The 25,749-nt window shown below is 62.2% G+C and carries 26 protein-coding genes; 18 read left to right on the forward strand and 8 right to left on the reverse strand.

Annotated elements, in window-relative coordinates:
- Nucleotides 1–65: 65 nt before the first annotated feature.
- Nucleotides 66–776, reverse strand: a complete 711-nt coding sequence (locus tag ACSMXM_RS09735; protein ID WP_460315753.1) for a PEP-CTERM sorting domain-containing protein — start codon at nt 774–776, stop codon at nt 66–68.
- Nucleotides 777–1,064: 288 nt separating this feature from the next.
- Between ACSMXM_RS09735 and lepA the strand changes: the two genes are divergently transcribed.
- The 3 genes from lepA (at nt 1,065) to ACSMXM_RS09750 (ending at nt 4,445) form a co-directional block, all read left to right on the forward strand.
- Nucleotides 1,065–2,870, forward strand: a complete 1,806-nt coding sequence (lepA, locus tag ACSMXM_RS09740) for a translation elongation factor 4 (protein WP_460315754.1) — start codon at nt 1,065–1,067, stop codon at nt 2,868–2,870.
- Between the two features lie 128 nt (nt 2,871–2,998).
- Nucleotides 2,999–3,985, forward strand: coding sequence for a diguanylate cyclase domain-containing protein (locus ACSMXM_RS09745; protein ID WP_460315755.1), 987 nt, complete (start codon nt 2,999–3,001; stop codon nt 3,983–3,985).
- A gap of 253 nt (nt 3,986–4,238) precedes the next feature.
- A complete protein-coding gene (locus ACSMXM_RS09750; protein ID WP_460315756.1) occupies nt 4,239–4,445 on the forward strand; it encodes a cold-shock protein in 207 nt (68 codons plus the stop codon).
- A 61-nt stretch (nt 4,446–4,506) separates the two neighbouring features.
- On the opposite strand, the gene ACSMXM_RS09755 is transcribed toward ACSMXM_RS09750, so the two are convergent.
- Nucleotides 4,507–5,163: an RluA family pseudouridine synthase gene (locus ACSMXM_RS09755; protein WP_460315757.1), complete on the reverse strand. Its 657-nt coding sequence runs from the start codon at nt 5,161–5,163 to the stop codon at nt 4,507–4,509.
- 67 nt (nt 5,164–5,230) lie between these two features.
- Between ACSMXM_RS09755 and rpoZ the strand changes: the two genes are divergently transcribed.
- The 15 genes from rpoZ (at nt 5,231) to ACSMXM_RS09830 (ending at nt 19,880) form a co-directional block, all read left to right on the forward strand.
- Nucleotides 5,231–5,575, forward strand: coding sequence for a DNA-directed RNA polymerase subunit omega (gene rpoZ / locus ACSMXM_RS09760; protein ID WP_460315758.1), 345 nt, complete (start codon nt 5,231–5,233; stop codon nt 5,573–5,575).
- 67 nt (nt 5,576–5,642) lie between these two features.
- Nucleotides 5,643–7,751, forward strand: coding sequence for a RelA/SpoT family protein (locus tag ACSMXM_RS09765; protein WP_460315759.1), 2,109 nt, complete (start codon nt 5,643–5,645; stop codon nt 7,749–7,751).
- Nucleotides 7,752–7,776: 25 nt separating this feature from the next.
- Complete coding sequence (gene pyrE, locus ACSMXM_RS09770; RefSeq protein WP_460316397.1) at nt 7,777–8,373, forward strand: orotate phosphoribosyltransferase; 597 nt, start codon at nt 7,777–7,779, stop codon at nt 8,371–8,373.
- Nucleotides 8,370–9,119 (forward strand): pyridoxine 5'-phosphate synthase, encoded by a 750-nt coding sequence (locus ACSMXM_RS09775; protein ID WP_460315760.1) that lies wholly within the window; start codon nt 8,370–8,372, stop codon nt 9,117–9,119. Before pyrE ends, ACSMXM_RS09775 begins: the two co-directional genes overlap by 4 nt.
- Nucleotides 9,119–9,520 carry a holo-ACP synthase gene (gene acpS / locus ACSMXM_RS09780; protein WP_460315761.1) on the forward strand — a complete coding sequence of 134 codons (402 nt, stop codon included), beginning with the start codon at nt 9,119–9,121 and terminating at the stop codon, nt 9,518–9,520. The genes ACSMXM_RS09775 and acpS overlap by 1 nt, the downstream gene beginning before the upstream one ends.
- Nucleotides 9,521–9,615: 95 nt before the next feature.
- Nucleotides 9,616–10,407 carry a signal peptidase I gene (lepB, locus tag ACSMXM_RS09785; protein WP_460315762.1) on the forward strand — a complete coding sequence of 264 codons (792 nt, stop codon included), beginning with the start codon at nt 9,616–9,618 and terminating at the stop codon, nt 10,405–10,407.
- Nucleotides 10,404–11,537: a M14 family metallopeptidase gene (locus ACSMXM_RS09790; RefSeq protein WP_460315763.1), complete on the forward strand. Its 1,134-nt coding sequence runs from the start codon at nt 10,404–10,406 to the stop codon at nt 11,535–11,537. Before lepB ends, ACSMXM_RS09790 begins: the two co-directional genes overlap by 4 nt.
- A 60-nt stretch (nt 11,538–11,597) precedes the next feature.
- Nucleotides 11,598–12,287 carry a 2,3-diphosphoglycerate-dependent phosphoglycerate mutase gene (gene gpmA, locus ACSMXM_RS09795; protein ID WP_460315764.1) on the forward strand — a complete coding sequence of 230 codons (690 nt, stop codon included), beginning with the start codon at nt 11,598–11,600 and terminating at the stop codon, nt 12,285–12,287.
- Nucleotides 12,288–12,310: 23 nt separating this feature from the next.
- Nucleotides 12,311–13,255, forward strand: coding sequence for a bifunctional riboflavin kinase/FAD synthetase (locus tag ACSMXM_RS09800; RefSeq protein WP_460315765.1), 945 nt, complete (start codon nt 12,311–12,313; stop codon nt 13,253–13,255).
- A 9-nt stretch (nt 13,256–13,264) separates the two neighbouring features.
- A complete protein-coding gene (locus ACSMXM_RS09805; protein ID WP_460315766.1) occupies nt 13,265–14,491 on the forward strand; it encodes a hydrolase in 1,227 nt (408 codons plus the stop codon).
- Nucleotides 14,488–15,516, forward strand: a complete 1,029-nt coding sequence (locus ACSMXM_RS09810) for an arginine N-succinyltransferase (protein ID WP_460315767.1) — start codon at nt 14,488–14,490, stop codon at nt 15,514–15,516. The genes ACSMXM_RS09805 and ACSMXM_RS09810 overlap by 4 nt, the downstream gene beginning before the upstream one ends.
- Nucleotides 15,503–16,957 carry a succinylglutamate-semialdehyde dehydrogenase gene (gene astD, locus ACSMXM_RS09815; protein WP_460315768.1) on the forward strand — a complete coding sequence of 485 codons (1,455 nt, stop codon included), beginning with the start codon at nt 15,503–15,505 and terminating at the stop codon, nt 16,955–16,957. Before ACSMXM_RS09810 ends, astD begins: the two co-directional genes overlap by 14 nt.
- On the forward strand, nt 16,954–18,288 hold the full coding sequence (locus tag ACSMXM_RS09820; RefSeq protein WP_460315769.1) for an N-succinylarginine dihydrolase: 1,335 nt from the start codon (nt 16,954–16,956) through the stop codon (nt 18,286–18,288). Before astD ends, ACSMXM_RS09820 begins: the two co-directional genes overlap by 4 nt.
- Before the next feature lie 42 nt (nt 18,289–18,330).
- Complete coding sequence (purE, locus tag ACSMXM_RS09825; protein ID WP_460315770.1) at nt 18,331–18,819, forward strand: 5-(carboxyamino)imidazole ribonucleotide mutase; 489 nt, start codon at nt 18,331–18,333, stop codon at nt 18,817–18,819.
- A complete protein-coding gene (locus ACSMXM_RS09830) occupies nt 18,816–19,880 on the forward strand; it encodes a 5-(carboxyamino)imidazole ribonucleotide synthase (RefSeq protein WP_460315771.1) in 1,065 nt (354 codons plus the stop codon). Before purE ends, ACSMXM_RS09830 begins: the two co-directional genes overlap by 4 nt.
- A 38-nt stretch (nt 19,881–19,918) precedes the next feature.
- Here ACSMXM_RS09830 and ACSMXM_RS09835 read toward each other — a convergent pair whose 3' ends face one another.
- From ACSMXM_RS09835 to ACSMXM_RS09860, 6 genes are all read right to left on the reverse strand, one after another.
- Nucleotides 19,919–20,149, reverse strand: coding sequence for a ribbon-helix-helix domain-containing protein (locus ACSMXM_RS09835; protein WP_460315772.1), 231 nt, complete (start codon nt 20,147–20,149; stop codon nt 19,919–19,921).
- Between the two features lie 8 nt (nt 20,150–20,157).
- Nucleotides 20,158–20,883: an acetoacetyl-CoA reductase gene (gene phbB / locus ACSMXM_RS09840; RefSeq protein WP_460315773.1), complete on the reverse strand. Its 726-nt coding sequence runs from the start codon at nt 20,881–20,883 to the stop codon at nt 20,158–20,160.
- A gap of 46 nt (nt 20,884–20,929) precedes the next feature.
- On the reverse strand, nt 20,930–21,931 hold the full coding sequence (gene hemH / locus ACSMXM_RS09845; protein WP_460315774.1) for a ferrochelatase: 1,002 nt from the start codon (nt 21,929–21,931) through the stop codon (nt 20,930–20,932).
- A gap of 37 nt (nt 21,932–21,968) precedes the next feature.
- On the reverse strand, nt 21,969–24,206 hold the full coding sequence (locus ACSMXM_RS09850; RefSeq protein WP_460315775.1) for a xanthine dehydrogenase family protein molybdopterin-binding subunit: 2,238 nt from the start codon (nt 24,204–24,206) through the stop codon (nt 21,969–21,971).
- Between the two features lie 78 nt (nt 24,207–24,284).
- Entirely contained in the window at nt 24,285–24,878 is a 594-nt protein-coding gene (locus ACSMXM_RS09855) for an HD domain-containing protein (RefSeq protein WP_460315776.1), read from the reverse strand.
- Nucleotides 24,879–24,937: 59 nt separating this feature from the next.
- Nucleotides 24,938–25,669: a queuosine precursor transporter gene (locus ACSMXM_RS09860; RefSeq protein ID WP_460315777.1), complete on the reverse strand. Its 732-nt coding sequence runs from the start codon at nt 25,667–25,669 to the stop codon at nt 24,938–24,940.
- Nucleotides 25,670–25,749 lie beyond the last annotated feature (80 nt).

Raw genomic sequence — 25,749 nt, forward strand, 5'->3', positions numbered from 1 at the left:
CGAAGGCCGCACCTTTGGAAAGGTACGGCCTCCGCGTTTCACCCTAAGGTGAGTATGTAAAATGATCAGGCCGACTTGCGACGACGTGCCAGGCCGAGGCCGAGCACTCCGAGACCGAGAAGACCCAGGGCACCCGGAGCAGGAACCTGTTCGATCGGAGCATCCGGCAAGCGAATGTCGAGGATCGAGAGTTCGAGATCCAGGGCATCGCCGAGGCTTTCGTCCGCACCGGCGTCAATGACCAGCGACAGGGTATCGGAACCGGTCAGAGCAGATGTATCGAACGTCAGCTCATAGACAGCCGGGAAACCAAGTTCGGTGTCGATCAAGGATACGATTGTATCCTGCACGGCACCGTTGATGGCGAAGCTGTAGGTACGCGGACGGTCAGCAGTCAGTTCCTGAATGCGGATTGCGCCCGTGCCTGCCGTGGTGGCAGCATCAAAGAACGTCGAACCTACATCATAGTCCAGCGTGACGATCCCGGCGACGCCCGTATCGCTCGAATAAACGAAGTTGCCCGAGTCAGTGCGGAACTGCGCGCCGGATGGGAAGCCGTTCGAGTTGAAGTCGACCTCAATCGAAGCCGTCCGCGTGAAGTCGTTTCCGCTGACGGAAATTACCTGCGGACCCGTCGAAACCACGGCACCATCGGTGAAGATCGGCTGGCCAGGGAAAGCGGTGTTGAAATCATCGAGCGGCAGAACGGCCGCGCCGGTGGTGCTGGCAAGGCCAATAGCGGCGGCGCTGGCAAGCAAGGTCTTGAAAGTGGTCATTTAACTACTCCTGTACAGATTCACCGAAAGGTATTCAGGGAAATCAATGCTGTTATTGCCCTTCAGCCATGCACGGCGCATGCCAGACTCGCAAAACCCCGTGATTCCCGCCTGTTAGGGGCGTCTTGCTATGTTAACTCTTTGTGAAATGTAAAGAATCCCGACAGTCGCCATTCGGCTGATAAATAATGGATATTGCATGCTGCGGCCCCGCTACGGGTGATCCTCTCGGACCACCCCGCTCACACCAGCTTGCACGCGAGCGCGCCCCGTTCTACCTGCGCCCCTATGACAACACCGCTCAGCCATATCCGCAACTTCTCGATCATCGCGCATATCGACCATGGCAAGTCGACGCTGGCCGACCGCCTTATTCAGACGACCGGCGGCCTCACGCAGCGCGAGATGACCGAGCAACTCCTCGACAATATGGATATTGAGCGGGAACGCGGCATCACTATCAAGGCGCAGACCGTCCGGCTGAATTATACCGCCAAGGACGGCGAGACCTATCAGCTGAACCTGATGGACACGCCCGGTCACGTCGATTTCGCATATGAGGTTTCGCGATCGCTTGCCGCATGCGAGGGCGCCCTCCTCGTCGTCGACGCTGCGCAGGGGGTGGAGGCACAGACGCTCGCCAACGTCTATCAGTCGATCGAGCATGATCATGAGATCGTCCCCGTCATCAACAAGGTCGACCTGCCTGCTGCGGACGTTGAGAAGGTAAAGGCGGAGATCGAGGATATTGTCGGCCTGCCTGCCGACGACGCCGTCCTGACCAGCGCCAAAACCGGCCTGGGCATAGAGGAGGTGCTGGAGGCGATCGTTACGCGTATTCCCCCGCCGGGCGGCGATGAAAACGCGCCGTTAAAGGCAATGCTCGTCGATTCCTGGTACGACCCTTATCTGGGCGTCGTCATCCTTGTTCGCGTCATGGAGGGGCGCCTAAAGAAGGGGCAGCAGGTCCGCTTCATGCAGACGGACGAAACGCACCTTATCGACCGCGTCGGCTGCTTCACGCCAAAGCGCACCGATCTTAGCGAACTCGGCCCGGGCGAGATCGGCTTCGTCACCGCGCAGATAAAGGAGGTCGCACAGACCCGCGTCGGCGACACCATCACCGATGCGAAGAAGGGCACTGAAAAGGCCCTCCCCGGCTTCAAGGAGGTGCAGCCCGTTGTTTTCTGCGGCCTCTTCCCCATCGACGCGGCCGATTTCGAAAAATTGCGCGAGAGCCTGGGCAAGCTGCGCCTTAACGATGCCAGTTTTCAATGGGAGGCGGAATCCTCCGCTGCGCTGGGCTTCGGCTTTCGCTGCGGCTTCCTCGGCCTGTTGCACCTTGAGATCATTCAGGAACGGCTGACACGCGAGTATGATCTCGACCTGATCACCACGGCGCCCTCGGTCGTTTATCGTGTGCACATGACGGATGGCAGCACGCAACAGCTGCACAACCCCGCCGACATGCCGGAGCCGGTGAAGATCGCCAATATGGAGGAGCCGTGGATCGAGGCGACGATCTACGTCCCCGACGATTACCTCGGCGCGATCCTGAAACTGTGCCAGGACCGGCGCGGCATTCAGAAGAATCTGACCTATGTCGCCGGCCGTGCGCAGATCACTTACGAATTGCCGCTGAACGAAGTTGTGTTCGATTTCTACGACCGATTAAAGAGCATTTCCCGCGGCTATGCCAGCTTCGACTATCACCAGATCGGCTATCGCGAAGGCGATCTTGTGAAGATGAACATCCTCGTTAACGCAGAACCTGTCGACGCGCTGTCCATGGTTGTCCACCGTTCTGTCGCCGAGACCAGGGGCCGGGGTCTTTGCGAGCGGCTGAAGGAGCTGATCCCCCGGCATCTCTTCAAAATCCCCATCCAGGCGGCGATCGGCGGCAAGGTCATCGCGCGCGAGACCATCAGCGCGATGCGAAAGGACGTCACCGCAAAATGCTATGGCGGCGATATCTCCCGAAAAAAGAAGCTGCTGGAAAAGCAAAAGGCCGGCAAGGCGCGCATGCGACAATATGGCAATGTCGACATCCCGCAGGAGGCGTTTATCGCCGCCCTGAGGATGGGTGAGGAGTAGGGTGGATGACGGGATCAGGTTCCGCTCCCGCTACGGCTTCTACGCCATAAACGCCTCATTTACTTTGGTATGAGATAGCGTTCTGCATTAACCTATGATTGGTTCGGAGGGGAGCTCTCACGCGAAATATGGAATCGATGAACCAGATCGCTGCACGGCCGGCTTTCGAGGCAAGTCCACTCCTGCCGCAGGAGGCCGGGCTCTGTCCGCTTGAGCTTTACGACCGGGCTGCTTCGCTCCTTCCGATGGGTGCCTTTTCCTGCGACCTGCCCAACGAACGACTCACCTGGACCGATGGCGTTTTTAGCATGTTCGGCCTGTGCAGCAGGCGCCCGCCGGAACGCAGGGCCATGATCGACCTTTATAGCGAGGAATCGCGCGAGCTGCTTGAGCGGAAGCGCGCGCAGGCTATCTCAACCTGCTCCGGCTTCTCTCTCGACGCCCAGATCGTTCGTCCCGACGGGACCGAGCGCTGGATACGCATTACCGCGGCCGTGAACAGCAGGCATGGCCGCGCGGAAACTCTCTATGGTATGAAGCAGGACATAAGTGAGGATCGCGCACGCTGGGAGGCGTTGCGGGCACAGGCCGAATGCGATCCGCTGACCGGTGTTGCTAATCGCGCGCGATTTCAAAACTTTCTGGATCAGGCGCAAAATCCGCCGCAGGACGTCGCGGCGGGGGAGAAGACCAGTGTTTGCGCTAACATCGCCACGGTCGGGGCGCTGATCCTGTTCGACCTGGACAGATTCAAGCAGGTCAATGACTGGTGGGGACATGCCGCGGGAGATGCATGTCTGGTCGCTCTGGGGGACCGCCTTCGCAAGGCATTCCCGCAGGCCCGCCTGATCTCTCGCATCGGCGGCGACGAATTCGCGGTTTTGCTGCCGCCCGTTGAGTCGCGCAGCAAAACTGAGGCGAAAGTGCGCTTGATGCTTGCCGATCTTCTGCGCCCCGTTCCCTGGAATGGCGACCTGCTGCCGTTCAGCGCCTCCGTCGGCCTTGCTTTCGCGCCCCAGGCGGAGGCGCTCGATCCGCACGCACTGTTCGTTGCGGCCGACCGGGCACTTTACGCGGCTAAGGAAAACGAACGCACCGCCTTGATCCGCGCCTGAGGATCGAGCCCCGTACGACCGTTGCCTCACCCGTATCCCGAAGACGGGGCCTTGCGTCCGCCGCCCCGCAAATGGCGTCCCCACCCGCCGCATTGCTTTTTCCCAGCCACTCCATTATATAGACGTGAGCATATAGTCGCAGATCGACGGCCTTTGGCGCTTTGCGGCCCAGTTTCCTTCTTTCGCTCGCTTGACGCTCCCGGTGCGCCAATCTTGGCAAGTCCGGGTTATGAATCGAATTAAGGAATAGAATATGCCCATAGGCACCGTAAAATTCTTCAACGCCGACAAAGGCTATGGTTTCATCGCACCGGAAGGTGGCGGCAATGACGCTTTCGTCCATATTACCGCTGTACAGGCCGCTGGCATGCACACGCTGGATAAGGACCAGAAGGTTTCCTACGACCTTGAAGAGGACCGTCGCGGCAAGACCAGCGCGGTAAACCTCGAAAGCGCGTAAGCCTTTCCAGAAGAATATGAAACGGCCCTGCCACCCCCGGGTGGCCGGGCCGTTTTCGTTTTCAGGGACCGAATGGCGTCGGCGCCTCCACCTCGATCCGCCGTCCGCCGCGCCAGTCGAAGGCTATGCGCCGCGCATGCAGCCGCATCGGCTCCATCTCGTTGCCAGTGCCAACGCCATAAACGGGATCACCGGCAATCGGCGATAGCGCATGTGCCGCATGGATGCGCAGTTGGTGCGTCCGCCCTGTTGCGGGTTTGAATTCCACGAAAGTGCGCCCCGTTCCTGCTGCCTCCACCGCCCGCCAACGGGTCAGCGCCTCCTTCGACTTGGGATCGCCCTTTTCAGCGACCACCATGCGCCAGCCGTCCTCCTTGCTGCTGATCTTCTTCAGCGGCACGTCGATGATGCCTTCTCCCTCGATCGTCCCGGTCAGAATGGCGAGATAGGTTTTTTCCACCAGCCCCGCCTGGAACAGGCCATGCATCCGTTTCAGCGCCTTTGGGTTGCGCGCCAGCACCAGGCAGCCCGACGTATCCCGATCCAGCCGATGTGCCGGACCGGGACGGCAGTGATAGCCGAACCGCAGCTCGTCCAGACGATCCTCCAGGCTGTGCGGAGTCTTCGGGCCGGGATGCACCGCAAGCCCGGCAGGCTTGTCGATGATCAGCAGTTCGGCATCCTCGTAGAGGACCGGAAAGGGCGTTTTACTTGACATATGGCGCCCCGGCCCCTAGCTGCGGAACACATAATTTCCCAACAGAATCCCCTTTCGGAGTCCGCCCATGGCGCGCGTTACCGTCGAAGATTGCGTCGACAAGATCCCCAACCGTTTCGATCTCGTCCTGCTCAGCGGACAGCGTGCGCGCCAGATTTCGGCAGGCGCAGACCTGACGGTGGAACGCGACCGCGACAAGAACCCGGTCGTCGCCCTGCGCGAAATCGCCGCCGAGAAGGTGAAGCCGAAGCACCTGAACGAAGTGCTGGTTACCAGCATGCAAAAGGTTCTGGTCGACGAGGATGACGAGGCGGATGAGGCCGTCAACATGGCACAGGCCGCAGAGGCGCTGCGTCTGACCGCTGCCGCTCCGCCGAAGCCGACGCCAATCGTTCCGGATTACGAGGCCTAGGCTCTTTCCCGGCCATTAGGCCGAATCCGGTTGCCTATGGACGGCGACCGCTCACATAGTCGGTGCCATGCTGCGCCAGTATGAACTTGTCGAAAAAGTCAGGGCCTACGATCCGGATGCGGACGAGGATCTGCTGAACCGTGCCTATGTGTTCAGCCTGCAGGCGCATGGCAGTCAGAAGCGCGCATCCGGCGACCCGTATTTCTCCCACCCGATAGAGGTGGCGGGTATCCTGACCGATCTGAAACTGGATGATGAGACGATCGCGACGGCGATCCTGCACGACACGGTCGAGGACACCGTCGCCACACCGGAAAAGATTCGCGACTTGTTCGGCGAAAATGTCGCCCGTCTGGTTGATGGCGTTACCAAGCTTTCGAAAATCGAGGCGCAGACCGATTCAGAACGCGCCGCGGAAAATCTGCGCAAATTTCTGATCGCCATGTCCGGCGACATCCGTGTGCTGCTGGTGAAGCTGGCTGACCGGCTGCATAACATGCGGACACTGCATCACATCAAGAACCCGGAAAAGCGCAAGCGCATCGCCCGGGAAACGATGGATATCTATGCGCCGCTGGCCGAGCGCATCGGCATGTACCAGTTCATGGACGAGATGAAGGAAATCGCCTTCCGCGAACTGGAGCCGGAGGCATTTCAATCCATCACCCAGCGCCTTGGCGACCTGCGAGCGAAGGGCGGCGGCGAGGTCGACAAGATCGCCAAGGACATTCGCACCACCCTTGGCTCCCACGGCGTCGATGCAGAGGTTGCCGGCCGCGAAAAACGCCCCTTCAGCATCTATAAGAAGATGCAGGAGCGGCATATTGCGTTCGAGCAATTGTCCGATGTCATCGCATTTCGCGCGCTCGTCGACCGGCCTGACGATTGCTACCGCGCGCTTGGTATCCTGCACCAGAAATGGGCCGCCATGCCCGCCCGCTTCAAGGATTTCATTTCGACGCCCAAGCGCAACGGCTATCGCAGTCTGCACACGACCGTCCTTTACGAGGGGCGCCTGCGCGTCGAAGTGCAGATCCGCACGCATTCCATGCATGAAGAGGCGGAGCACGGCCTCGCCGCGCACTGGGCGTACAAGGATCGCGGCGACGACGGCCGCGCGGGCCGGGAAGAATATCCTTGGATCACCGATTTGCTGGAAATCCTGGATCACGCCGCCACGCCGGAAGAGGTGCTGGAACAGACCCGCCTGGCAATGTACCAGCACACCGTCTTCTGCTTCACGCCTAAAGGTGAACTGATCCAATTGCCGCGCGGGGCGACGCCGGTTGATTTCGCCTTTGCGGTCCATACCGACGTCGGCAAGACCACAGTTGGCGCCAAGGTGAATGGTCGGCCGGTTCCGCTGAGAACCGAGTTGAAAAATGGCGATCAGGTGGAAATCCTCCGTTCCGAATTTCAGGAACCGGACCCTGCGTGGGAAAACTTCGTCGCCACGGCGAAGGCACGGGCCGCGATACGGCGCCACCGCCGCATGTTGGGCCGTGCGGAATCCATCCGACTGGGCCATCAGATTTACGACGAGGCCGCAGCGCGCCTGAACGTCGAGGTGTCGCAAAAGGCATTCGACGAGGCATTGAAGCGCCTGGGCGTCGATTCGGAGGAAACGCTGTTCGAACAATTGGGCGAGCATGAAATCTCTGCCGACCGGCTGATCGATGCGCTTGCCCCGGGTCTGTTCGCCATGCGCCGCCGTTCAAAGGCGAAGCGCGGCAATCGGGGCAAGATTTCCATCAAGGGACTTACCCCCGGCGTCTCCGTCCATCTGTCGTCCTGTTGCCATCCCATTCCTGGCGAGCGCATCATCGGCTTGCGCCGCAAAGTCGGCGGCATCGACGTTCACACGCTGGATTGCGGCGAACTGGCAAGCGAAACCGACCGCGATTGGCTGGACCTCAGCTGGGGGGAGGAGACCGACAGGGGCATCGCCACACTCGCCATGGTCCTGGAAAACTCGTCAGGCGCGCTCGCGACAGTGACGGCCATACTGGCGCGCTCCGACGCGAATATCATCAATATGCGTGTTCGCGACCGCGACTCCTCATTCGGGACCTTCGTGGTCGACGTGGAGGTGGACGATCTTCAGCATCTGACGCATATCATCGCCGCGCTGAGAACCAGCGATGCCGTAACCTCCGTGGAGAGAGAGAAGAGATAGCGTGCCAAGCGATAAGGGAAAGATGATGATCGACGAAGAAGTGCTCGCAGAATTCCGTGCTGCCGGGGCGCTCCTGGAGGGCCATTTCATCCTTTCATCCGGCCTGCGATCTCCGACATTCCTGCAATGCGCGCGCGTGTTGATGGATCCAAAGCGCGCCGCGCGGCTGACGGGGGCGCTGGCATTGAAAATTCCATACGAGGTGCGGGAACAGATTTCCGTGGTCATCTCCCCCGCAATGGGTGGCATTCTGGCAGGCTATGAAATGGCCCGCGTTCTTGGCGTCGACTCCATGTTCGTGGAACGTCCATCCGGCACGTTCGAATTACGGCGCGGATTCGATCTGCAGCAGGGTCAGAAAGTCTTCATGATGGAAGATGTGGTTACCACCGGCCTTTCTTCGCGCGAGGCCATTGCGGCGATCGAGGCAGCCGGTGGCGAGGTTGTCGCCGGGGGGTGCCTGGTCGACAGGTCTAATGGGAAAGCCGACATCGGCGTCCCGCTGTACAGCCTGCTTGCGATTGAGGTGCCCACTTACGAGGCGAGCGATGTTCCACCTGAACTTGCCGCCATTGAACCCGTGAAGCCCGGATCGCGGAGCGCGGGACAGGCAAGAACGTGACCCCCCTTCGCCTTGGCGTAAACATCGATCATGTCGCCACCATCCGCAATGCGCGGGGCGGCGGCCACCCCGATCCCGTCGCTGCGGCAAAATTGGCCGCGCATGCCGGGGCGGATGGCATTACCGCACATCTGCGGGAAGATCGGCGCCATATTACCGACACGGATATCATCCGTTTGTCGGAGGAGATCGACCTGCCACTGAACCTGGAAATGGCAGCAACCGACGAGATGCTGGCGATCGCGCTGAAACATCGCCCGCATGCCGCCTGCATCGTGCCGGAAAAACGCGAGGAGCGCACGACCGAGGGGGGACTGGACGCCGCCGGACAGCACAACCGCCTGAAACGCTTCGTCGATCAGCTGTCCGGTGCGCAAATCCGCGTGTCCCTGTTCGTAGAGGCCGATGAACGACAGCTGGAGGCGGCGCGCTCGCTGGGCGCCCCCGTCGTCGAACTGCACACGGGCGACTATGCCAATCTGGACGGTGCCGCGCGCGAACCCGCCCTGCAGTCGCTGATCGACGCGGCCCGCATGGGCACCGCGATGGGGCTGGAGGTTCATGCCGGCCATGGTCTGACAACCGCGAATGTTGGCCCGGTTGCCGCGATCCCGGAACTCGCGGAACTGAACATTGGCCATTATCTGATCGGGGAGGCCGTCTTTGTGGGCCTGGAAGAAGCAATCCGGCGGATGCGGAACGCGATGGACGATGCGCGCCTGTCGACCCAGTCTGTGCGTCCGTGATGATCGTCGGAATCGGCTCCGATCTTTGCAATATCGAGCGTATTCAAAAGTCGCTCGACCGTTTTGGCGAACGTTTTGAAAACAGGGTGTTCACCGATACGGAGCGGAAGAAGGCCGCCGGACGCCCGCTGACCCGCACGGGCACATATGCAAAGCGCTTCGCAGCGAAGGAGGCCTGTTCAAAGGCACTCGGCACCGGCTTTCGCCAGGGTGTGTTCATGCGCGATCTGGGTGTTACGAATCTTCCCAGCGGCGCCCCCACGATGACGCTGGCGGGCGGCGCAGCGAAGCGGCTGGAAAAACTGACGCCCGCCGGGCATAGGGCCGAGATACATTTGACGATGACCGACGATCACCCCTGGGCGCAGGCCTTCGTCATCATTACCGCTGTTCCGGAGTAAAGATCATCCTGAAACGCACGAAAGCGGCAAAGCCGAAGTCTCCGACCGATTGGAAACGGGAGCTGCGACACATCGCGCTTCTTGCGCTGGCGGTCATGGCGATCTGGTCGTTCATCGCCAAGCCCTTCTTCATCCCATCGGAATCAATGGTTCCGACCATGCTGGTAGGCGACCGGCTGGTCGTCACCAAATATCCCTATGGCTACTCTTATCTGTCACCGTTCCTGCGCGTATTGCCGCCTATAGAGGGCCGCCTGTTCGGCAGCTATCCCGATCGCGGCGACATCGTCGTTTTGAAGGACCCGGTGATGCATGCGGACTGGATCAAGCGAGTTATCGGCCTGCCCGGTGACACGGTGCAGATGCGCAACGGCACGCTCTACCTGAACGGCACCGCTGTCCCCAAGCAGCAGATCGCCCCAACCGAGATCGTCCAGTCGCCCAATATGGAATGCAGCAACATGGCCAGTCCCAGTGCGGAACTGAAGCTGCGCTACCGCGTCGTGCGAGAGGATGGCGTCGTCGTCTGCCGCTATCCACGTTTCATTGAGACGCTGCCGAACGGCCACCAATATGAGGTGCTCGACCTTGGCCAAACTGAAGGGGATAATACCCCGGTCGTCGTCGTGCCGGACGGTCACGTTTTCATGATGGGCGACAATCGCGACATGAGCGCGGACAGCCGCTTTGCCACGCGTTCCGACGGGCGCGGCGGCCTGGGCCTGTTACCGGTGGAGAATATTTCCGGCCGCGCCGAGTTCATTACGTTTTCCGTCGACGGATCGCTGGAATGGCTGAATCCCGTCACATGGTGGAACAGTTTGCGCGGTGAACGCGCTTTTGAAACGCTACGATCCCTTCCCGACAGCGTGGAGACCGACCAATGACTCTTGCCATTTCATCCAGCTTTGACGGCGGCAATATAGAGGTCGTTCGCTGCAATGCCCCCGATGACATCGAACTGACGATACCAAAGGATTCTAACTCCGATTTCCTGCAATGGTTCTTCTTTCGCCTGACGGGCGCGGCAGACGAGGAGTGCACGATCCGCATTACCGGTCTGAAGGACTCCGCCTATCCCGCCGGGTGGTCCGGTTACCGCGCCTGCGTATCAGAGGATCGCGAGATCTGGTGGCGTGCAGATACCAGCTATGACGAGGGCGAGGGTGTTCTGACCATCAACGTCACGCCTGGCTCGGGCAGTCTGTGGGTCGCCTATTTCGCCCCCTATTCCATGGAGCGGCACCATGATCTGATCGCGGATGTGGCGGGACAGGCGGATGTCACGGTGGAAAGCCTCGGCAAGACCCTCGACGGCCAGGATATGGATCTGGTCACCATGGGCACCGGCCCGCTCAACCTGTGGATCATCGGGCGGCAGCATCCGGGCGAGACCATGGCTGAATGGTGGATGGAGGGGGCGCTCGACATGTTGACGGATTATTCGAATCCCGTCGCCCGCGCCCTTCTGGAAAAGGCCACGCTGCGCATCGTCCCGAACATGAACCCGGACGGATCGCGGCGTGGCAATCTGCGCGTCAACGGCGTCGGCGCCAATCTCAATCGCGAATGGGCGGAGCCCTCCATGGACCGCTCGCCAGAGGTCTATCTGGTGCGGCAGCGGATGGACGAGGTGGGCTGCGACTTTTGCCTCGACGTTCATGGCGACGAAGCCATTGCCAATAATTTCATCGCCGGGTCGGAGGGTATCCCCTCGTTCGACGATCGCCTGCAGGGTCTGCTAGACAATTGGAAAGCTGCTCTCCTTGCCCGCTCTCCCGATTTCCAGACGGAGGAAGGCTATCCCCGCGACCGCAACGGACAGGCGAACCTCACCGTCTGCACCAATCAGGTCGCCGAGCGATTCCACTGCCTGGCAATGACGCTGGAAATGCCGTTCAAGGATGCGAACGTCATGCCGAACGAATATTGGGGATGGAGCCCGGAGCGCTGCAAGCTGCTCGCCCACGCCTGCCTGGGCGCAACACTCGCCATCGTCGACGAATTGCAGAACTGATCCCCGCGCGTCTATTCCGCCCGCCGCAGAACCGGTAGCAAAACATACAGGAACACCCGAATGCCCCAGCTCGTCCTTATCCGCCACGGCCAGTCGCAGTGGAATCTGGAAAACCGTTTCACTGGCTGGTGGGACGTAGACCTGACGGAGAAGGGCACTGCGGAAGCCATTGCCGCAGGCGAAGCCATGGGCGCCGCCGGGCTCGACTTCGACTTGTGCTTCACCAGCTATCAGACACGCGCGATCAAGACGCTCAATCTGGCGCTGGAGGCGATGGGACGCCTGTGGCTGCCCGTCACGAAGGACTGGCGCCTCAACGAGCGGCACTATGGCGGCCTGACCGGTCTCGACAAGCAGGAAACGCGCGACCGCCATGGCGACGAGCAGGTGCATATCTGGCGCCGCAGCTTCGACACGCCGCCGCCTGCGATGGAGGCGGGCGGTCCCTATGATCTGGCCAATGACCTGCGCTATCGCGGCATAGAGGTGCCGGCATCCGAAAGCCTGAAAGACACCATCGAACGGGTACTGCCCTATTGGACCGAGAACATCGCACCGGAACTGAAGGCCGGCAAGCGGGTCCTCATCTCCGCCCATGGCAACAGCTTGCGCGCACTCGTCAAGCATTTGTCCGGCATTTCGGACGAGGACATTACGGGTCTCGAAATCCCGACCGGGCAGCCAATCATCTACGATCTCGACGAAAACCTTGCCGAGGTCGAACGCTATTATCTGCGCGACCGCACCTGAGCGGCAGGCGAGGGTAACGGCGCATGCAGCGCATCTTCCAGGATTCGCCCCTTCCTGCCGACCTTCGCGGCGGGTTCGCGGCGCTCGGCAATTTCGACGGCTTTCATTCCGGCCATCAGGCGGTGGTGGGGGAGGCGCAGGCGCGCGCGCGTGCAAAGGGCGGACCATCACTCGTTATCACCTTCGATCCGCACCCCGCTCGCCTGTTCCAGCCTGACGCGCCGCCCCTGACGCTAACGACGATACCGCAACGACTGGACCTGTTTGCAGCGGCGGGCCTCGACGGGACCATCGTGCTGGCATTCGACCGCGCGATGGCGGCCCTTTCCCCCAAGGACTTCGTCCGCGACGTGCTGCATGACCGGCTCGCCCTGTCGGGAATCGTGACAGGCGAGGATTTCACATTCGGCACACAGGCCTCCGGCTCCGCACGGGATCTCAAACGACTGGGCGCCGTCTACGACATAGAGGCGATTGCCGTCGCGCCGGTAAATGGTGTTGCCGGTCACAGAATCAGTTCCACACGCATCCGCAAAGCCCTGCAGGCAGGCAACCCTCAGGAGGCGGCACGCATGCTCTCGCGCCCCTTCACCATTCGAGCAGAGGTTGAGCACGGCGCAAAGCTGGGCCGCTCGCTCGGCACGCCGACAGCCAATATGCGCCTGGGCGACTATGCGCGGCCGCGTTACGGCGTCTATGCGGTTCGCGGCATCATGCCGGACGGCACCCGGCGCGACGGTGTCGCCAATCTGGGAATCCGCCCCATGATTGAACCTCCTGTCGAGTTACTGGAAAGCTGGTTTTTCGACTGGGACGGCGATCTTTACGGCCAGACCATTGATGTCGAACTGATCGCCTATCTGCGTGAGGAACGAAAGCTGGACGGCCTCGAGGCGCTAAAGGCGCAAATCGCCCGCGACGCGGCGGACGCGCGCGCGTCTCTCGACCGGGTAGCGGCACCACGTTAAGGGCTTCCCATGCCCAATCTGACAGAAATTGAATCGGAAGCCCTGGCGCCTATCGAGGGCCATGGCCCGGCGATGCTGGCCAATGTCGAACATTGGTGTCGGCTGAATACCGGCAGCCGCAATCTGGCGGGATTGGCTGAAATGGCTGACATCCTTGGCGAGGCGTTTTCCCCTTTGGGCGGCAGCGCCGACCTGCGCGAACCTAGTGCGGTCGAAACGCTGGACGCAGAAGGGAAACGCGTCCCGCTCGCCCACGGTCGCAATCTGCACATCGTCCGCCCCGGACGGGGAAACCGGCGCATCCTGCTGACCGGCCACATGGACACCGTCTTTCCCAGCGATCATCATTTCCAGAGCCTGAAATGGGTAGAGCCGGGAGTCCTCAACGGCCCCGGCGTCGCCGATATGAAGGGTGGAATCGCCATCATGCTGGAGGCGCTTCGTACGCTGGAGGCGTCACCGCTGGCGGGCGAAATCGGCTGGGAAGTCATTCTGAATGCCGACGAGGAAGTCTCTTCGCTGGGCAGCGCCGCACTGCTGGCGGAGGCAGCGGAACGTTGCCAGATCGGCCTGACGTTCGAACCCGCCGCCGAACCCGACGGAACACTGGCCGGCGGGCGCAAGGGCTCCGGCAATTTCGCTGCCGCCATTACCGGCCGCGCCGCCCATGCCGGGCGCAACCCACAGGATGGCCGCAACGCCCTCGTTGCCGCAGCCGATCTCGCAGTGCGGCTGGACGCCATGAAGCGGGAACGCGACACGCTGTCGGTCAACCCTGCAAAGCTGGATGGCGGCGGCCCCAATAATGTCGTTCCCGAACGCGCGGTGCTGCGCTGGAACGTCCGCCCGCTCACCATGGAAGATCAGCATTGGGCGGAGGCGCGGCAGAAAGACATCCTGGCGGAGATCGGCACCCGGCACGATGTCACCATCGACGTGACGGGCGGCTTCGCCCGGCCGCCGAAGCCGCTCGATGACAGGCAAATGGGTCTGTTCTCCCTGGTCAAGGAATGCGGCGCGGACCTCGATCAACGCATCGGGTGGAAGGATACGGGCGGCGTGTGTGATGGCAATAATCTCGCTGCGGCGGGCCTCGCCGTCGTCGATACGATGGGCGTTCGCGGCGGCGCCATCCATTCCGACCGGGAATTCCTGATCGTCGACAGCCTGACGGAGCGGGCCCAACTGGCCGCCCTTACGCTGCTGCGCCTTGCAGACGGAAGGCTGGCGGCATGACGTTCTGGTTCATGCGCCCCGCCCTCAGCACCGATCTCGATGCGGTGATGGAACTTGCCGAACTGACCGGCAGCGGCTTCACCAATCTGCCGTCCGACCGCGACAGCCTGATGGAGCGGCTGACCTGGTCCGACAACAGCTTCAAGCGTGCGCTCGATGCGCCCGACGATGAGCTTTACATGCTGCTGCTGGAGGAGGCGGGGACAGGCAGGATCGGCGGCAGTGCCATGATCTTCTCCCGCCTCGGCGTGCGCTGGCCCTTTTACTCCTACAAGATCGCGGCGCTCAGCCAGCGCTCGCAGGAGCTTGGCCGCACGGTGAAGCTGGACGTTCTCCATCTGGTCAATGATTTCAACGGCACGACCGAAGTGGGGGGCCTGTTCCTGCACCCTGATTTGCGGTCGGAGGGTTTGGGCGGGTTGCTATCGCGCAGCCGCTATCTGTTCATTGCCCGCCATCGCCAACGTATCGCCGACCGCGTCATCGCAGAGCTGCGCGGGCAGATAACGCCCGAGGGCAATTCCCCCTTCTGGGATGGGCTGGGGCGCCAGTTCTTCAACATGGATTTTCAGGACGCGGACCGGTTCAACGGTATTCACGGCAACCAGTTCATCGCGGACCTGATGCCGAAATTGCCGATCTATACCGCCCTGCTGCCCCAAAGCGCGCGCGACGCAATGGGCCACCCGCACGATAGCGGCGTTCCCGCCATGCGTATGCTTGAGAAGGAGGGATTCCACTTCGACGGCTATATCGACATTTTCGACGGCGGGCCGACCATGGTGGCGGACACCAACCGGTTGCGGACCGTCGCAATGGCGCGCGAGGTTTCCGTGGGCGAAATCACCGACCTGCCGCAGGGGGACAGTACCGGCCTTGCCGCCGCGGGTACACTGACCGATTTCCGCGCCTGGGCTACCGCCGCTACGGTGGAAACGACAGGCGCGCACATTACCTTGCCTGCACAAGAGGCGGCCGTCCTCCCCATCAGTACCGGAGATACGATCACCCATGTCGCACGCTGAGCTGATTTCAACCGACCCCGCCACCGGCGAAGAGGTCTGGCGCGGCCCCATTGCCGACGCCGATGCAGTCGATGCCGCAGTGCGCCGCGCCCGCGCCGCCCAGCCGGAATGGGAGGCGACGTCGCTTGCCGACCGTCGCGCCCTGCTGCAGCGTTTCCAGAACAAGGTGCGTGACAATGCGGAGGAGCTCGCGCGCACCATCGCGCGGGAAACCGGCAAGCCCTTTTGGGAAACAAAGACCGAGGCCGCAGCCGTGCAGGCAAAGGTGGAAATCTCGCTGACCGCCTATCAGGAGCGAACCGGCAGTCGCGAAGTCGCGGGCGACAATTTCACCCAAGCCTTGCGCCACCGCCCGCACGGTGTGCTGGGCGTGCTCGGCCCGTACAATTTTCCGGCCCATCTGCCCAACGGACACATCGTCCCCGCGCTGTTTGCGGGCAATGCCGTGGTGTTCAAACCCAGCGAGCTGACCCCCGCCACGGCAGAGGTCATGAAGCGCTGCTGGGACGAGGCCGGTCTGCCCGACGGATGTCTGCAGATCGTGCAGGGGGAGGGCGATACGGGACGCACCCTTGCGGGCCATGCCGGCCTGGATGGCCTGCTGTTCACCGGCAGCTCGAACACGGGTAAGGCACTGTTCCGGCAATTCGCCGAAACGCCGGGCAATATCCTCGCGCTGGAAATGGGCGGCAATAATCCGCTGATCTGTTGGGATGTGCGCGAAAGCGACCTGCAGGCCGCCGCGGCGCTGATCGTTCAGTCCGCCTTCCTGTCCTCTGGCCAACGATGCACCAATGCGCGCCGCCTGATCGTGCGCGACAAGGTACACGACGAGATACTGCATTACGTCAACGAACTGACGAAGGATCTGATCGTCGGCGCGCCGTTCGACGACCCACAGCCGTTCATGGGGCCAGTGGTATCCAACCGCGCCGCCGACCTGTTGCAGAAACAATATCAGGCCCTCGTCGATTCCGGCGCAAAGGCCATTCGCCCGCTGGAACGCCCAGATTCGCAAAAACCGTTCCTGACGCCCGCAATCCTCGATGTGACCGGCGTGGCGGATCGGCCTGACGAGGAAATGTTCGGACCCGTGCTGCAAATGATCTGCGTCGACGATTTCGATGCTGCGTTGCAGGAGGCGAACAATACCCGCTTCGGCCTCGCTGCCGGTCTGATTTCCGACGATCCGGACCTCTATACCCAGTTTCGCCGCACCATTCGTGCGGGCATCGTCAATTGGAACCGTCCCACCAACGGGGCCTCCTCCGCGGCGCCCTTTGGCGGCATCGGCGATAGCGGCAATCACCGGCCCAGCGCCTATTATGCGGCGGATTATTGCGCCTATCCCGTCGCCAGCCTGGAATTCGAAAAGATTCGCGCAGACGTTTCGGTGGGCCGCGTCTCCCTGTCGGAGCAGGGACAGACCGCGCCGCAATGATCGAAATCAACTTCGACGGCCTGATCGGTCCTACGCACAATTATGCAGGGTTGAGCCTCGGCAATCTTGCGAGCGCCAGCAATGCCGGGCGAACTTCCCGGCCCCGCGCGGCGGCTCTGCAAGGCATTGCAAAAATGCGGTTGCTCATGTCGCTCGGCCTGCGTCAGGGCATATTGCCGCCGCATCATCGGCCGGACACGCAATGGCTGCGCAGACTTGGCTTTTCCGGCTCCGAGGCAGAGGTTTGCGCCGCCGCCCATGCGGCCGACCCGGCACTGTTTCGCAATGCGCTCAGCGCCTCCGCCATGTGGACGGCAAACGCCGCCACCATATCCCCCGCTCCGGATACCGCAGACGGGCGCCTGCACCTGACGCCCGCCAACCTTGCCTCGATGACGCATCGCAGCATGGAATGGCGGCAAACCGCGCAGCAACTGGCTGTGATATTTCCCGACCGACGCCATTTCGCCGTGCATCCGCCGGTCCCTGCCCGCTTTGGCGATGAAGGCGCCGCGAATTTCATGCGCCTCTGCACGCAGCACGCAGCGCGGGGCGTGGAAATTTTCGTCTATGGCGAAGGGGCAGGCGAATTTGGCGGCGGAGCCTTTCCCGCCCGGCAGGACCGCCGCGCTTCCGAGGCGATTGCCCGCGCACATGGCATCCCCGACGCTATCTTCGTCGCCCAGTCGCGGCAGGCCATTGCGGCGGGCGCGTTCCACAATGATGTGGTTGCGGTCGCAAACGAGAATGTCCTCTTCACGCACGAACAGGCGTTCCAGGATCGCGACTGGCTCTATTCCGAACTACGGCGGCGCATCCCCGATGTGTCTGTCGTAGAGGTTCCCGCCAGCCAGGTCTCGCTTGAGGACGCCATTTCCTCCTACCTGTTCAATTCGCAGCTGGTGACGCTGCGCGACGGTCGCATGGTCCTGATCCTGCCTAAGGAGGCTGAGGAAAATCCGCGTGTAAAGACCTGGCTCGACGCGAATATCGGCGGTAACGGCCCCATTCACGCCGCGCATTTCATCGACGTGCGCGAATCGATGCGCAATGGCGGCGGACCGGCATGTCTGCGTCTGCGCCTTGCCGTAACGGAGGATGCCCTTGCCGCCATCGATCCACGCTTCCTTCTCGACGATGCAAAGGCCGATGCGCTGGAACGGCTGATCGAAGATCATTGGCCGGAAACTCTCGAACCCGCCATGCTTGCCGAACCCGATTTATGGCAGCAAAGTTGGGATGCGCGGGCCGCGCTCCTCGACTTGCTGGGCATCGGCCGGGAAGAAATTGACGGTCAGTCTGTCGTGGACGAAACGACCGTACCGGCTTAGGGCGATGCCCTTCTACCAGTGGCAAAATGGGACAGGGCAATAATGTCGGAAGGCGCCCCTCTTGTGGGGATCATCATGGGCAGCCAGTCGGACTGGGACACCATGCACCACGCGGTGGACGTGCTTGCCGAACTGGGCGTTCCGCATGAAGTCAGCATCGTATCCGCCCATCGGACCCCTGACCGCATGTATGATTATGCCCGCAGTGCCAAGAATCGCGGCCTGAAGGTCATCATTGCAGGCGCAGGCGGTGCAGCGCATCTGCCGGGCATGACCGCAGCACTGACCCCGCTTCCCGTGCTCGGCGTACCGGTCCAGTCAAAGGCTCTGTCGGGGCAGGATTCGCTCCTGTCCATCGCACAGATGCCGGGTGGCGTACCCGTAGGGACGCTTGCCATTGGAAAGGCGGGCGCGAAGAATGCCGGCCTTCTGGCGGCGGCGATACTGGCCGCGTTCGACGACGCGCTTGCAGGACGCCTCGACGAATGGCGGCAGGCGCAGACCGACGGCGTCGCCAAAGCGCCCAAATGATCGCACCCGGTTCGACCATAGGCATAGTCGGCGGCGGGCAATTGGGACGCATGCTCGCCATGGCGGCGGCGCAAATGGGCTATCGCGTTCACATTTATGCGCCCGATAAAGCACCATGCGCGGGGGAAGTCTCCGCAGTGACGACGCGCGGCGAATATGACGATCTGGACGCGCTGGGTCGTTTCGCCAAATCGGTCGACGTAGCGACGTTCGAATTTGAGAATATCGATGCAGGCGCGCTAGCCTATCTTGCCGAACATGTACGGCTTTATCCGCCCCCACGCGCGCTGGAAATCGCGCAGGACCGGCTTGCTGAAAAGGGGTTCGTCTCCGATCTGGGTGGCCGCACGGCGCCCTATGCCGCCGTCGAAAACGAGGCCGACCTGCGCGCGGCGATTGCCAAAATCGGTACCCCCGGCATTCTGAAGACAAATCGCTTCGGCTATGACGGAAAGGGCCAGGCGCGCATATCCTCTGTGGACGATGCCGCATCGGCATGGACAACGATGAACGGCGTGCCTTGTGTCTATGAGGGGTTTGTAAGGTTTGAGGCCGAATTCTCCCTGCTGGTCGCGCGTGCGGACGATGGCAGTTCGGTCAGCTATCCCGTGCCAAAGAACGAGCACGACCATGGCATTCTCGCCCGGTCGACCGTCCCCGCCGGTACCGAGATCGACGCGCAGGCGCGCGAGGCAACCGCGCTGGCGCTAAAGGTCGCAGGCGCGCTTGATTATGTCGGCCTGCTGACGCTGGAATTCTTTGCATCGCCCGATGGCCCCGTTTTCAACGAAATGGCGCCGCGCGTCCATAATAGCGGCCACTGGACCATTGAGGGGGCGCGGACCAGCCAGTTCGAAAATCATATTCGCGCTGTGTGCGGCCTGCCGCTGGGCGACACGACGCTGACCGCGGCGCGGGTGGAAATGCAGAACCTGCTGGGACATCAGGTCGATCAATGGTCGACGATCCTGTCGGACCCGCACGCTCATATGCATATCTATGGCAAGGGCGAAGCGCGCGATGGCCGAAAGATGGGGCACGTCACGCGGCTGGTGCTCTGAAACGGACCACAGAGACGGGCCTTATCTGGGCACTGCGCCTACCTTGTTCCCCGCGCCCGTTCGAACAGCCACACCCGAATCGCCGACGAAAGGTTCGTCGTGCGCGCCTCGTCGATCTCCGCAACCAGCGCGGCCAGCGCTATCCGCCTGTCCCGCGCCGCCTCTTGCAATGCGCGCCAGAAAACCGGCTCCAGACTGATCGACGTGCGATGCCCGGCTATGGTCAGGGAGCGTTTCTGCGCGTCGCCCTTCCTGGTCCCGTCCTCCATGGCGGAAATCAATACATGTGCTGGCCGCCGTTGATCGACAGCGTTGAGCCTGTCACGAATCCCGCATCCTCGCCACAAAGGAACGCGACGCCGCGGGCAATTTCATCGGCCTGCCCCAAACGTCCGACGGGGATCTTTGCAACAATCTTCTCCAGCACAGGCTCGGGCACGGCAGCGACCATTTCCGTGTCGATATAGCCCGGCGCGAGGGCGTTGACCGTGACGCCGAACCGCGCCCCCTCCTGTGCCAATGCCTTGGTAAATCCATGAATGCCGGACTTCGCGGCGGCATAATTCACCTGGCCATATTGGCCGCCCTGCCCGTTGATCGATCCGATGGAAACGATCCGGCCAAAAGAGCGCGCCTTCATGCCTGGAAAAACCGCCTTCGACATGTTGAAGCAGCCGCCCAGATTGACGTTAATCACGTCCTCCCACATCTGGCGATCCATCTTCAGCAGCGTACCATCGCGCGTTATGCCGGCATTGTTGATCAGTATGGTAACGGGACCGTGGGTTTCCTCGACCTCCCTCACCTTCGCATGGCAGGCGTCGTAATCGGCGACGTTCCACTTCATCGCGGCAATACCCGTTGCCTGGGTAAAGGCTTTCGCCTTCTCATCGTCGCCGGCATAATTCGCTACGACGGTGACGCCGTTTTCGGTCAGTTTCTTGCTGATTGCGGCGCCGATCCCGCGGGTGCCTCCGGTAACGATGGCGACATGCTTCCTCATCCCATTCCTCCCAAGGTTCTGCGGTGCTGACCGACGCTAGCCGGACTTATATCCAGCCGCCAAGCTCACGCGTAACGATAGCGTTGAGGAGGTCAAGATGTCCTGGCTTGGCGTTCAGGCATGACAGATAGGCAAAGTGCGTTCCGCCCCCTGCCTGGAACTGTTCTTCTCCGCGTAGCGCAATTTCTTCCAGCGTCTCAAGGCAGTCGGCGGTAAATCCCGGCGCAACCACTGCGACCTTCCGAACACCCTTGGTGGGAATTTCCTCCAGCGTCTTGTCAAGATAGGGTTGCAGCCATTCGGCCCGTCCGAAACGCGACTGGAACACCACCCGCACGGACCGTCCCAGTCGCTCCGCCAGCAGGCGCCCCGTTTTCTGACAGTGGCAATGATAGGGGTCGCCCATTCCCAGCGTGCGGCGCGGCATGCCGTGAAAGGTCGCGATCAGTTCGTCGGGCGTGAAATCCAGCCCGGCCAACTGCACCTCCACGTCGGCGGCGAGCGCATCAATATAGGCGGGGTCGTCATGCCATGGCGGCGCCGTACGAATTGCGGGCTGCCACCGCATCCCCGCCAGAACACGACTGACCTCGTCCACCACGGTGGCGGTCGTCGCCGCACAATATTGCGGATACATGGGCAGGATCAGGATACGCCCGCACCCTGCAGCCTTCATCGCCGTCAGCCGCGATTCGATCGACGGATTTCCATAGCGCATGGCGAAATCGACCTTCAGGTCCGGCAGACGCGCCGCCAGTGCCGCCGCCTGATCCTCGGTGATCAGCTTCAACGGCGACCCGTCGCGTTCCTTGTCCCAGATCGTCGCATATAGTTTCGCGCTTTTTTTCGGGCGGACGTTCAGGATAATGCCGCGCAGGATCGGCTGCCAGGCAATTGCTGGAATCTCGACAACACGCGGGTCTGACAGGAACTGCCGCAAATATCGTTTCACGGCGCCGGCGGTCGGCGCATCGGGCGACCCCAGATTTACCAGCAAAACGCCGATTTTGGGGGCGGGAATGGGCGGATGATCTGTCGGCAGGTTCATGGTTGCAGCCCTACCGCAATCGCCCCGCACCCGTCGATCAATAGCTTAGAAACGGCATCGATCTCAGCCGCCGTCCGGTCGCGGCGAAAACGGCATTGGCAACGGCAGGCGCAATGGGCGGTACGCCCGGCTCCCCCACCCCGCCCGGCGGAGCATCGGACGGCACGATATGGACGTCGATCTCCGGCGCCTCGTCCATGCGCAGCAGGGGGTAGCCATCGAAATTCTGCGCGGTCGGCTCGCCGCCTTCGAATTCGATCTTGCCGTGCAAGGCGGCTGACAGACCAAAGATGATGCCGCCCTCCATTTGCGCCCGCACGATGTCTGGATTGACGACCTGACCACAGTCGATGACGCAGGTAACGCGCCTGACGATAATCTCCTCGGCGGAGGGGACCTCCACTTCGGCGACCTGCGCAACATGGCTGCCAAAGCTGGAATGCAGCGCGATGCCCTTTCCATGGCGCTCCGGCACTGCGGCGGCCAGCGTACCGCGCGAGGATGCCAGCATCAGAACACGCGCTTCCGCGCTGTTTTCATCCATGTGACGCAGCCGGAACGCCAGCGGGTCCAGGCCTGCACGCACCGCCATCTCGTCCATGAAGCCCTCCTTGAAGAAGGCGGCGTAGCTATGTTCGACGGACCGCCAATAGCCGAGAGGCACGGGCGTGGGCACGTCGGCATGGGCGACGCGCAGATTGGGAATGATATAGGGGCCGTCGCCAACGCCCTTTACCATGGCGGCGCTGTCGCCGTCGGACGCGAAGAAGGGCATCATCCGCCGGGTCAGGCTGGCACCCAGATTGGGGGCGGCCAGTTTGGCGTCTAGGGCGGCAATGCGCTTGTCTGGGCCCAGCGCTCCGGTCATCCGCGCCCGGACGGCGGGCCGGAACATGTCGCGCGCCATGTCCTCTTCCCGGTGCCAGATCAGCTGGACAGGCCGCCCCACTTTTTGCGCGATGATCGCCGCCTGTACGGCGCAGTCCACTTCCGCCTTTCGGCCAAAGCCGCCCCCCAACAGGGTGGGATAAACACGCACATCGCGGGTCGCGATTCCCAGCGCGTCGGCCACTTTCCAGGCGACCAGCGTCTGGGACTGCGTGGGCACCCAGATTTCCGCATTACCGTCGCTCAGCCGCACCGTCGCTGTCATCGGCTCCAGACAGGCATGCGCCAGAAAGGGTACGCCGTAATCGGCCGAAACGCTCGGCCCCTGCGCGAGGGCATCCAGCGCATCCCCCACCTCCAGAAAGGCGGTGCCGCGATCGCCGTCGTCCAGCGCCTCCTGCATCGCCGCGTCGATGGCGGCACTGTCGGCCAGTTCGTCGCCATGATATTCCGCGTCGGTCAGGTCGAGCGCCTGTCGCGCCGCCCACCAGGTTTCGGCGACGGTCGCATGCCACCCGTCCCCCTCGACGACCGCCAGTGTTCGCGGCGCCTGCCGCGCCGCCTCGCCACCGAAAGTGGAGCGTTCCTGATATCCGTGCGGGGCGCCGCGCACGGCAGCATAAACCATGTCGGGCAGGCGCGCATCCGCGCCGAACATCGCGCTACCATTGACCTTTGAGGGCACGTCCAGGCGCGGCACGGAACGACCGATCAGCGCCGGGCGCGGGCGCAGACGCGGCGACGCGGGCGCGTCGTCCGGATCGATCAGGGCGATCAACTCGGCAAAGCTTGCCCGCCGTCCCGCACCCTCTACGAAGCCGTTCGCGGTATCCAGATCGGCAGCGTCCACGTTCAACTGTCGTGCCCCCGCACGGATGAACAGTTCGCGCGCTGCTGCGCCCGCCAGCCTCAGCGGTTCCCAAAATGCCTTGATGGAGGTGGAACCACCCGTTGCCTGCAATTCGATCTGCTCGACGATGGAAACCGCTGCCCAATTGACGATATTGCCGATGAAGGAGGGCATGCTGGCCCCCGCATCGGCGGCAAAGGCGCGATTGGCGTAAAGCGGATGCAGCGGCGCCGGCTCCACGCCCACCATGCGCCAGTCGGCACCCAGCTCTCCCGCCAGCAATTGCGGCAGCGCCGTATAGACGCCCTGCCCCATTTCGGCCTGGGGACAGGCGACGGTGATCCGGCCATCGACCGCGATTTTCAGGAAGCCGTTGATCAGCGTCTCATCTTCCCGCAGGGGGAAGTTGAACGCCCGATCCCGCGGCCAGACGGTATAGCCGATGACCAAGCCGGTCGCGGCGGCGGCGCCGATCAGCAGCTTGCGGCGGGTCAGCCCTTTTCGGCTGGCGGCGGTGTTCGGCGTCCTGGCGTCCATGTCGCGACCGACTAGACCTTTTCCCGCCCACCGTCATGCCGAGATTGCACTACGCGGGTGCGCGCGGGGAAAATCCGCTCAGACGATCTTCTTTTTCGGCTTCGTGAACACCTCCACGATCTCGGGCCGGAAGCTTTCAAGCGTGTCGCAGTCGAATTCATCGTCAAAGGCGGGGGCGTCCCATTCGTCGACCAGCTTCACCGCGAAATCGTACCAGTCCTCGCCCCGGAACTGCTCCCGCATGTCGGTCGGCAGGCCCATGTGGTTGTAATAATATTTGCCCTGAAAATGCTGATGCCATTTGATCGTGTGATAGATGTAATCGTCGACATAGGGTTTCAGGATTTCCGCCGCGATGGCGCCATGATTGGGGATCGACATGGTCTTGCCCAGATCGTGGCACAGCGCCGCGACGATCTCCTGCGGCGTCGCGCCCGCCCGGCGGGCAAGCGTGGCGCACATCAGGCTGTGGGTCAGCTGGTCGGCGCGAAAACCCACCTCTATATCGCCCAGCCGCGCCAGTTGCTCCATGATGATGCCCGGCTGCCGCTCCTCCTGATGCCGGTCATGTTCGGCGCCGATGACCTTCCAGTCGTCCAGGGTACCGTCGAACATCGATCGAAACGTCGCACGCGGCGCGCCGCCATTCGTCGAATTGAGTGCCGTGGCCATAGTCTCTCTCCCTCTACCTCAACATAGAAGGGCGGATATCCTCTCTCAAACTATCGAAATTACACTCTCGCCCGGAACGGCGTGAAGTCGGTGCCCTCGTCGAATACGTCGACGCCCTCGGCCCGCTTCATGCGCGCGACCACCCAATAGGTGACGGGCGTCAGCACGGCCTCCCACAATACTTTCAGCAAATAGTTGGAGATCATGACAGACACGACCAGTTCCGTCGGCCAGATGCCCAGGAAGGCGATGGGATAGAAGATCAGGCTGTCGAAGCCCTGCCCCACCACGGTCGAGCCGATGGTCCGCGTCCACAGATGCTTCCCGCCGGTCAGCAGCTTCATGCGCGCCATCACAAAGGCATTGGCGATCTCTCCCACCCAAAAGGCGAGGATGGAGGCAATAACGATCCGCCAGGTGCCCCCAAAGACGCTTTCATAGGCGGCCTGCCCGTTCCAACTGTCCGCCGGTGGCAGCGCCACGACGACCCAGGACATGAACGCCATGAAGGCAAGGGCAACGAAACCCGTCCAGATCACCCTTCGCGCGCGGGCATAGCCGTAGACCTCGGTCAGAACGTCGCCGAGAACATAGCTGAGCGGGAAGAACAATATGCCGGCACCGAACAGAAAGGGCTGGTCGCGGAACGGCAGATCGATAGCGCTGACCTTCGCAGCGCCAATCAGGTTGGACAGCAGCAGGATCGCAACGAACGCCGCCATTGCAAAGTCATAGAAGCGCAGCCGGCGGTCGCCGAGCGCGGAGGCGGCGATTCTTTCGTTCGAGGTCATGCAGACTTCATAGGCACAATTTGGTCTCGTACACAGTGCGGCACAGGTGCACCAAAACATTAAGGGCCGCGCTTCCACCC

The organism is Pacificimonas sp. ICDLI1SI03 (assembly GCF_054740865.1).

Bases quoted from the DNA above. Each gene is read 5' to 3' on its own strand.
- rpoZ (WP_460315758.1), top strand. From the start codon at position 5,231: ATGGCGCGCGTTACCGTCGAAGATTGCGTCGACAAGATCCCCAACCGT.
- lepB (WP_460315762.1), top strand. From the start codon at position 9,616: ATGGCGATCTGGTCGTTCATCGCCAAGCCCTTCTTCATCCCATCGGAA.
- ACSMXM_RS09860 (WP_460315777.1), bottom strand. From the start codon at position 25,669: ATGACCTCGAACGAAAGAATCGCCGCCTCCGCGCTCGGCGACCGCCGG.
- ACSMXM_RS09855 (WP_460315776.1), bottom strand. From the start codon at position 24,878: ATGGCCACGGCACTCAATTCGACGAATGGCGGCGCGCCGCGTGCGACG.
- ACSMXM_RS09850 (WP_460315775.1), bottom strand. From the start codon at position 24,206: ATGGACGCCAGGACGCCGAACACCGCCGCCAGCCGAAAAGGGCTGACC.
- ACSMXM_RS09835 (WP_460315772.1), bottom strand. From the start codon at position 20,149: ATGGAGGACGGGACCAGGAAGGGCGACGCGCAGAAACGCTCCCTGACC.
- ACSMXM_RS09800 (WP_460315765.1), top strand. From the start codon at position 12,311: ATGCAGCGCATCTTCCAGGATTCGCCCCTTCCTGCCGACCTTCGCGGC.
- ACSMXM_RS09805 (WP_460315766.1), top strand. From the start codon at position 13,265: ATGCCCAATCTGACAGAAATTGAATCGGAAGCCCTGGCGCCTATCGAG.
- astD (WP_460315768.1), top strand. From the start codon at position 15,503: ATGTCGCACGCTGAGCTGATTTCAACCGACCCCGCCACCGGCGAAGAG.
- ACSMXM_RS09735 (WP_460315753.1), bottom strand. From the start codon at position 776: ATGACCACTTTCAAGACCTTGCTTGCCAGCGCCGCCGCTATTGGCCTT.
- ACSMXM_RS09810 (WP_460315767.1), top strand. From the start codon at position 14,488: ATGACGTTCTGGTTCATGCGCCCCGCCCTCAGCACCGATCTCGATGCG.
- purE (WP_460315770.1), top strand. From the start codon at position 18,331: ATGTCGGAAGGCGCCCCTCTTGTGGGGATCATCATGGGCAGCCAGTCG.
- ACSMXM_RS09755 (WP_460315757.1), bottom strand. From the start codon at position 5,163: ATGTCAAGTAAAACGCCCTTTCCGGTCCTCTACGAGGATGCCGAACTG.
- hemH (WP_460315774.1), bottom strand. From the start codon at position 21,931: ATGAACCTGCCGACAGATCATCCGCCCATTCCCGCCCCCAAAATCGGC.
- ACSMXM_RS09830 (WP_460315771.1), top strand. From the start codon at position 18,816: ATGATCGCACCCGGTTCGACCATAGGCATAGTCGGCGGCGGGCAATTG.
- ACSMXM_RS09745 (WP_460315755.1), top strand. From the start codon at position 2,999: ATGGAATCGATGAACCAGATCGCTGCACGGCCGGCTTTCGAGGCAAGT.
- ACSMXM_RS09790 (WP_460315763.1), top strand. From the start codon at position 10,404: ATGACTCTTGCCATTTCATCCAGCTTTGACGGCGGCAATATAGAGGTC.
- gpmA (WP_460315764.1), top strand. From the start codon at position 11,598: ATGCCCCAGCTCGTCCTTATCCGCCACGGCCAGTCGCAGTGGAATCTG.
- ACSMXM_RS09820 (WP_460315769.1), top strand. From the start codon at position 16,954: ATGATCGAAATCAACTTCGACGGCCTGATCGGTCCTACGCACAATTAT.
- pyrE (WP_460316397.1), top strand. From the start codon at position 7,777: ATGATCGACGAAGAAGTGCTCGCAGAATTCCGTGCTGCCGGGGCGCTC.
- ACSMXM_RS09765 (WP_460315759.1), top strand. From the start codon at position 5,643: ATGCTGCGCCAGTATGAACTTGTCGAAAAAGTCAGGGCCTACGATCCG.
- ACSMXM_RS09750 (WP_460315756.1), top strand. From the start codon at position 4,239: ATGCCCATAGGCACCGTAAAATTCTTCAACGCCGACAAAGGCTATGGT.
- lepA (WP_460315754.1), top strand. From the start codon at position 1,065: ATGACAACACCGCTCAGCCATATCCGCAACTTCTCGATCATCGCGCAT.
- phbB (WP_460315773.1), bottom strand. From the start codon at position 20,883: ATGAGGAAGCATGTCGCCATCGTTACCGGAGGCACCCGCGGGATCGGC.
- acpS (WP_460315761.1), top strand. From the start codon at position 9,119: ATGATCGTCGGAATCGGCTCCGATCTTTGCAATATCGAGCGTATTCAA.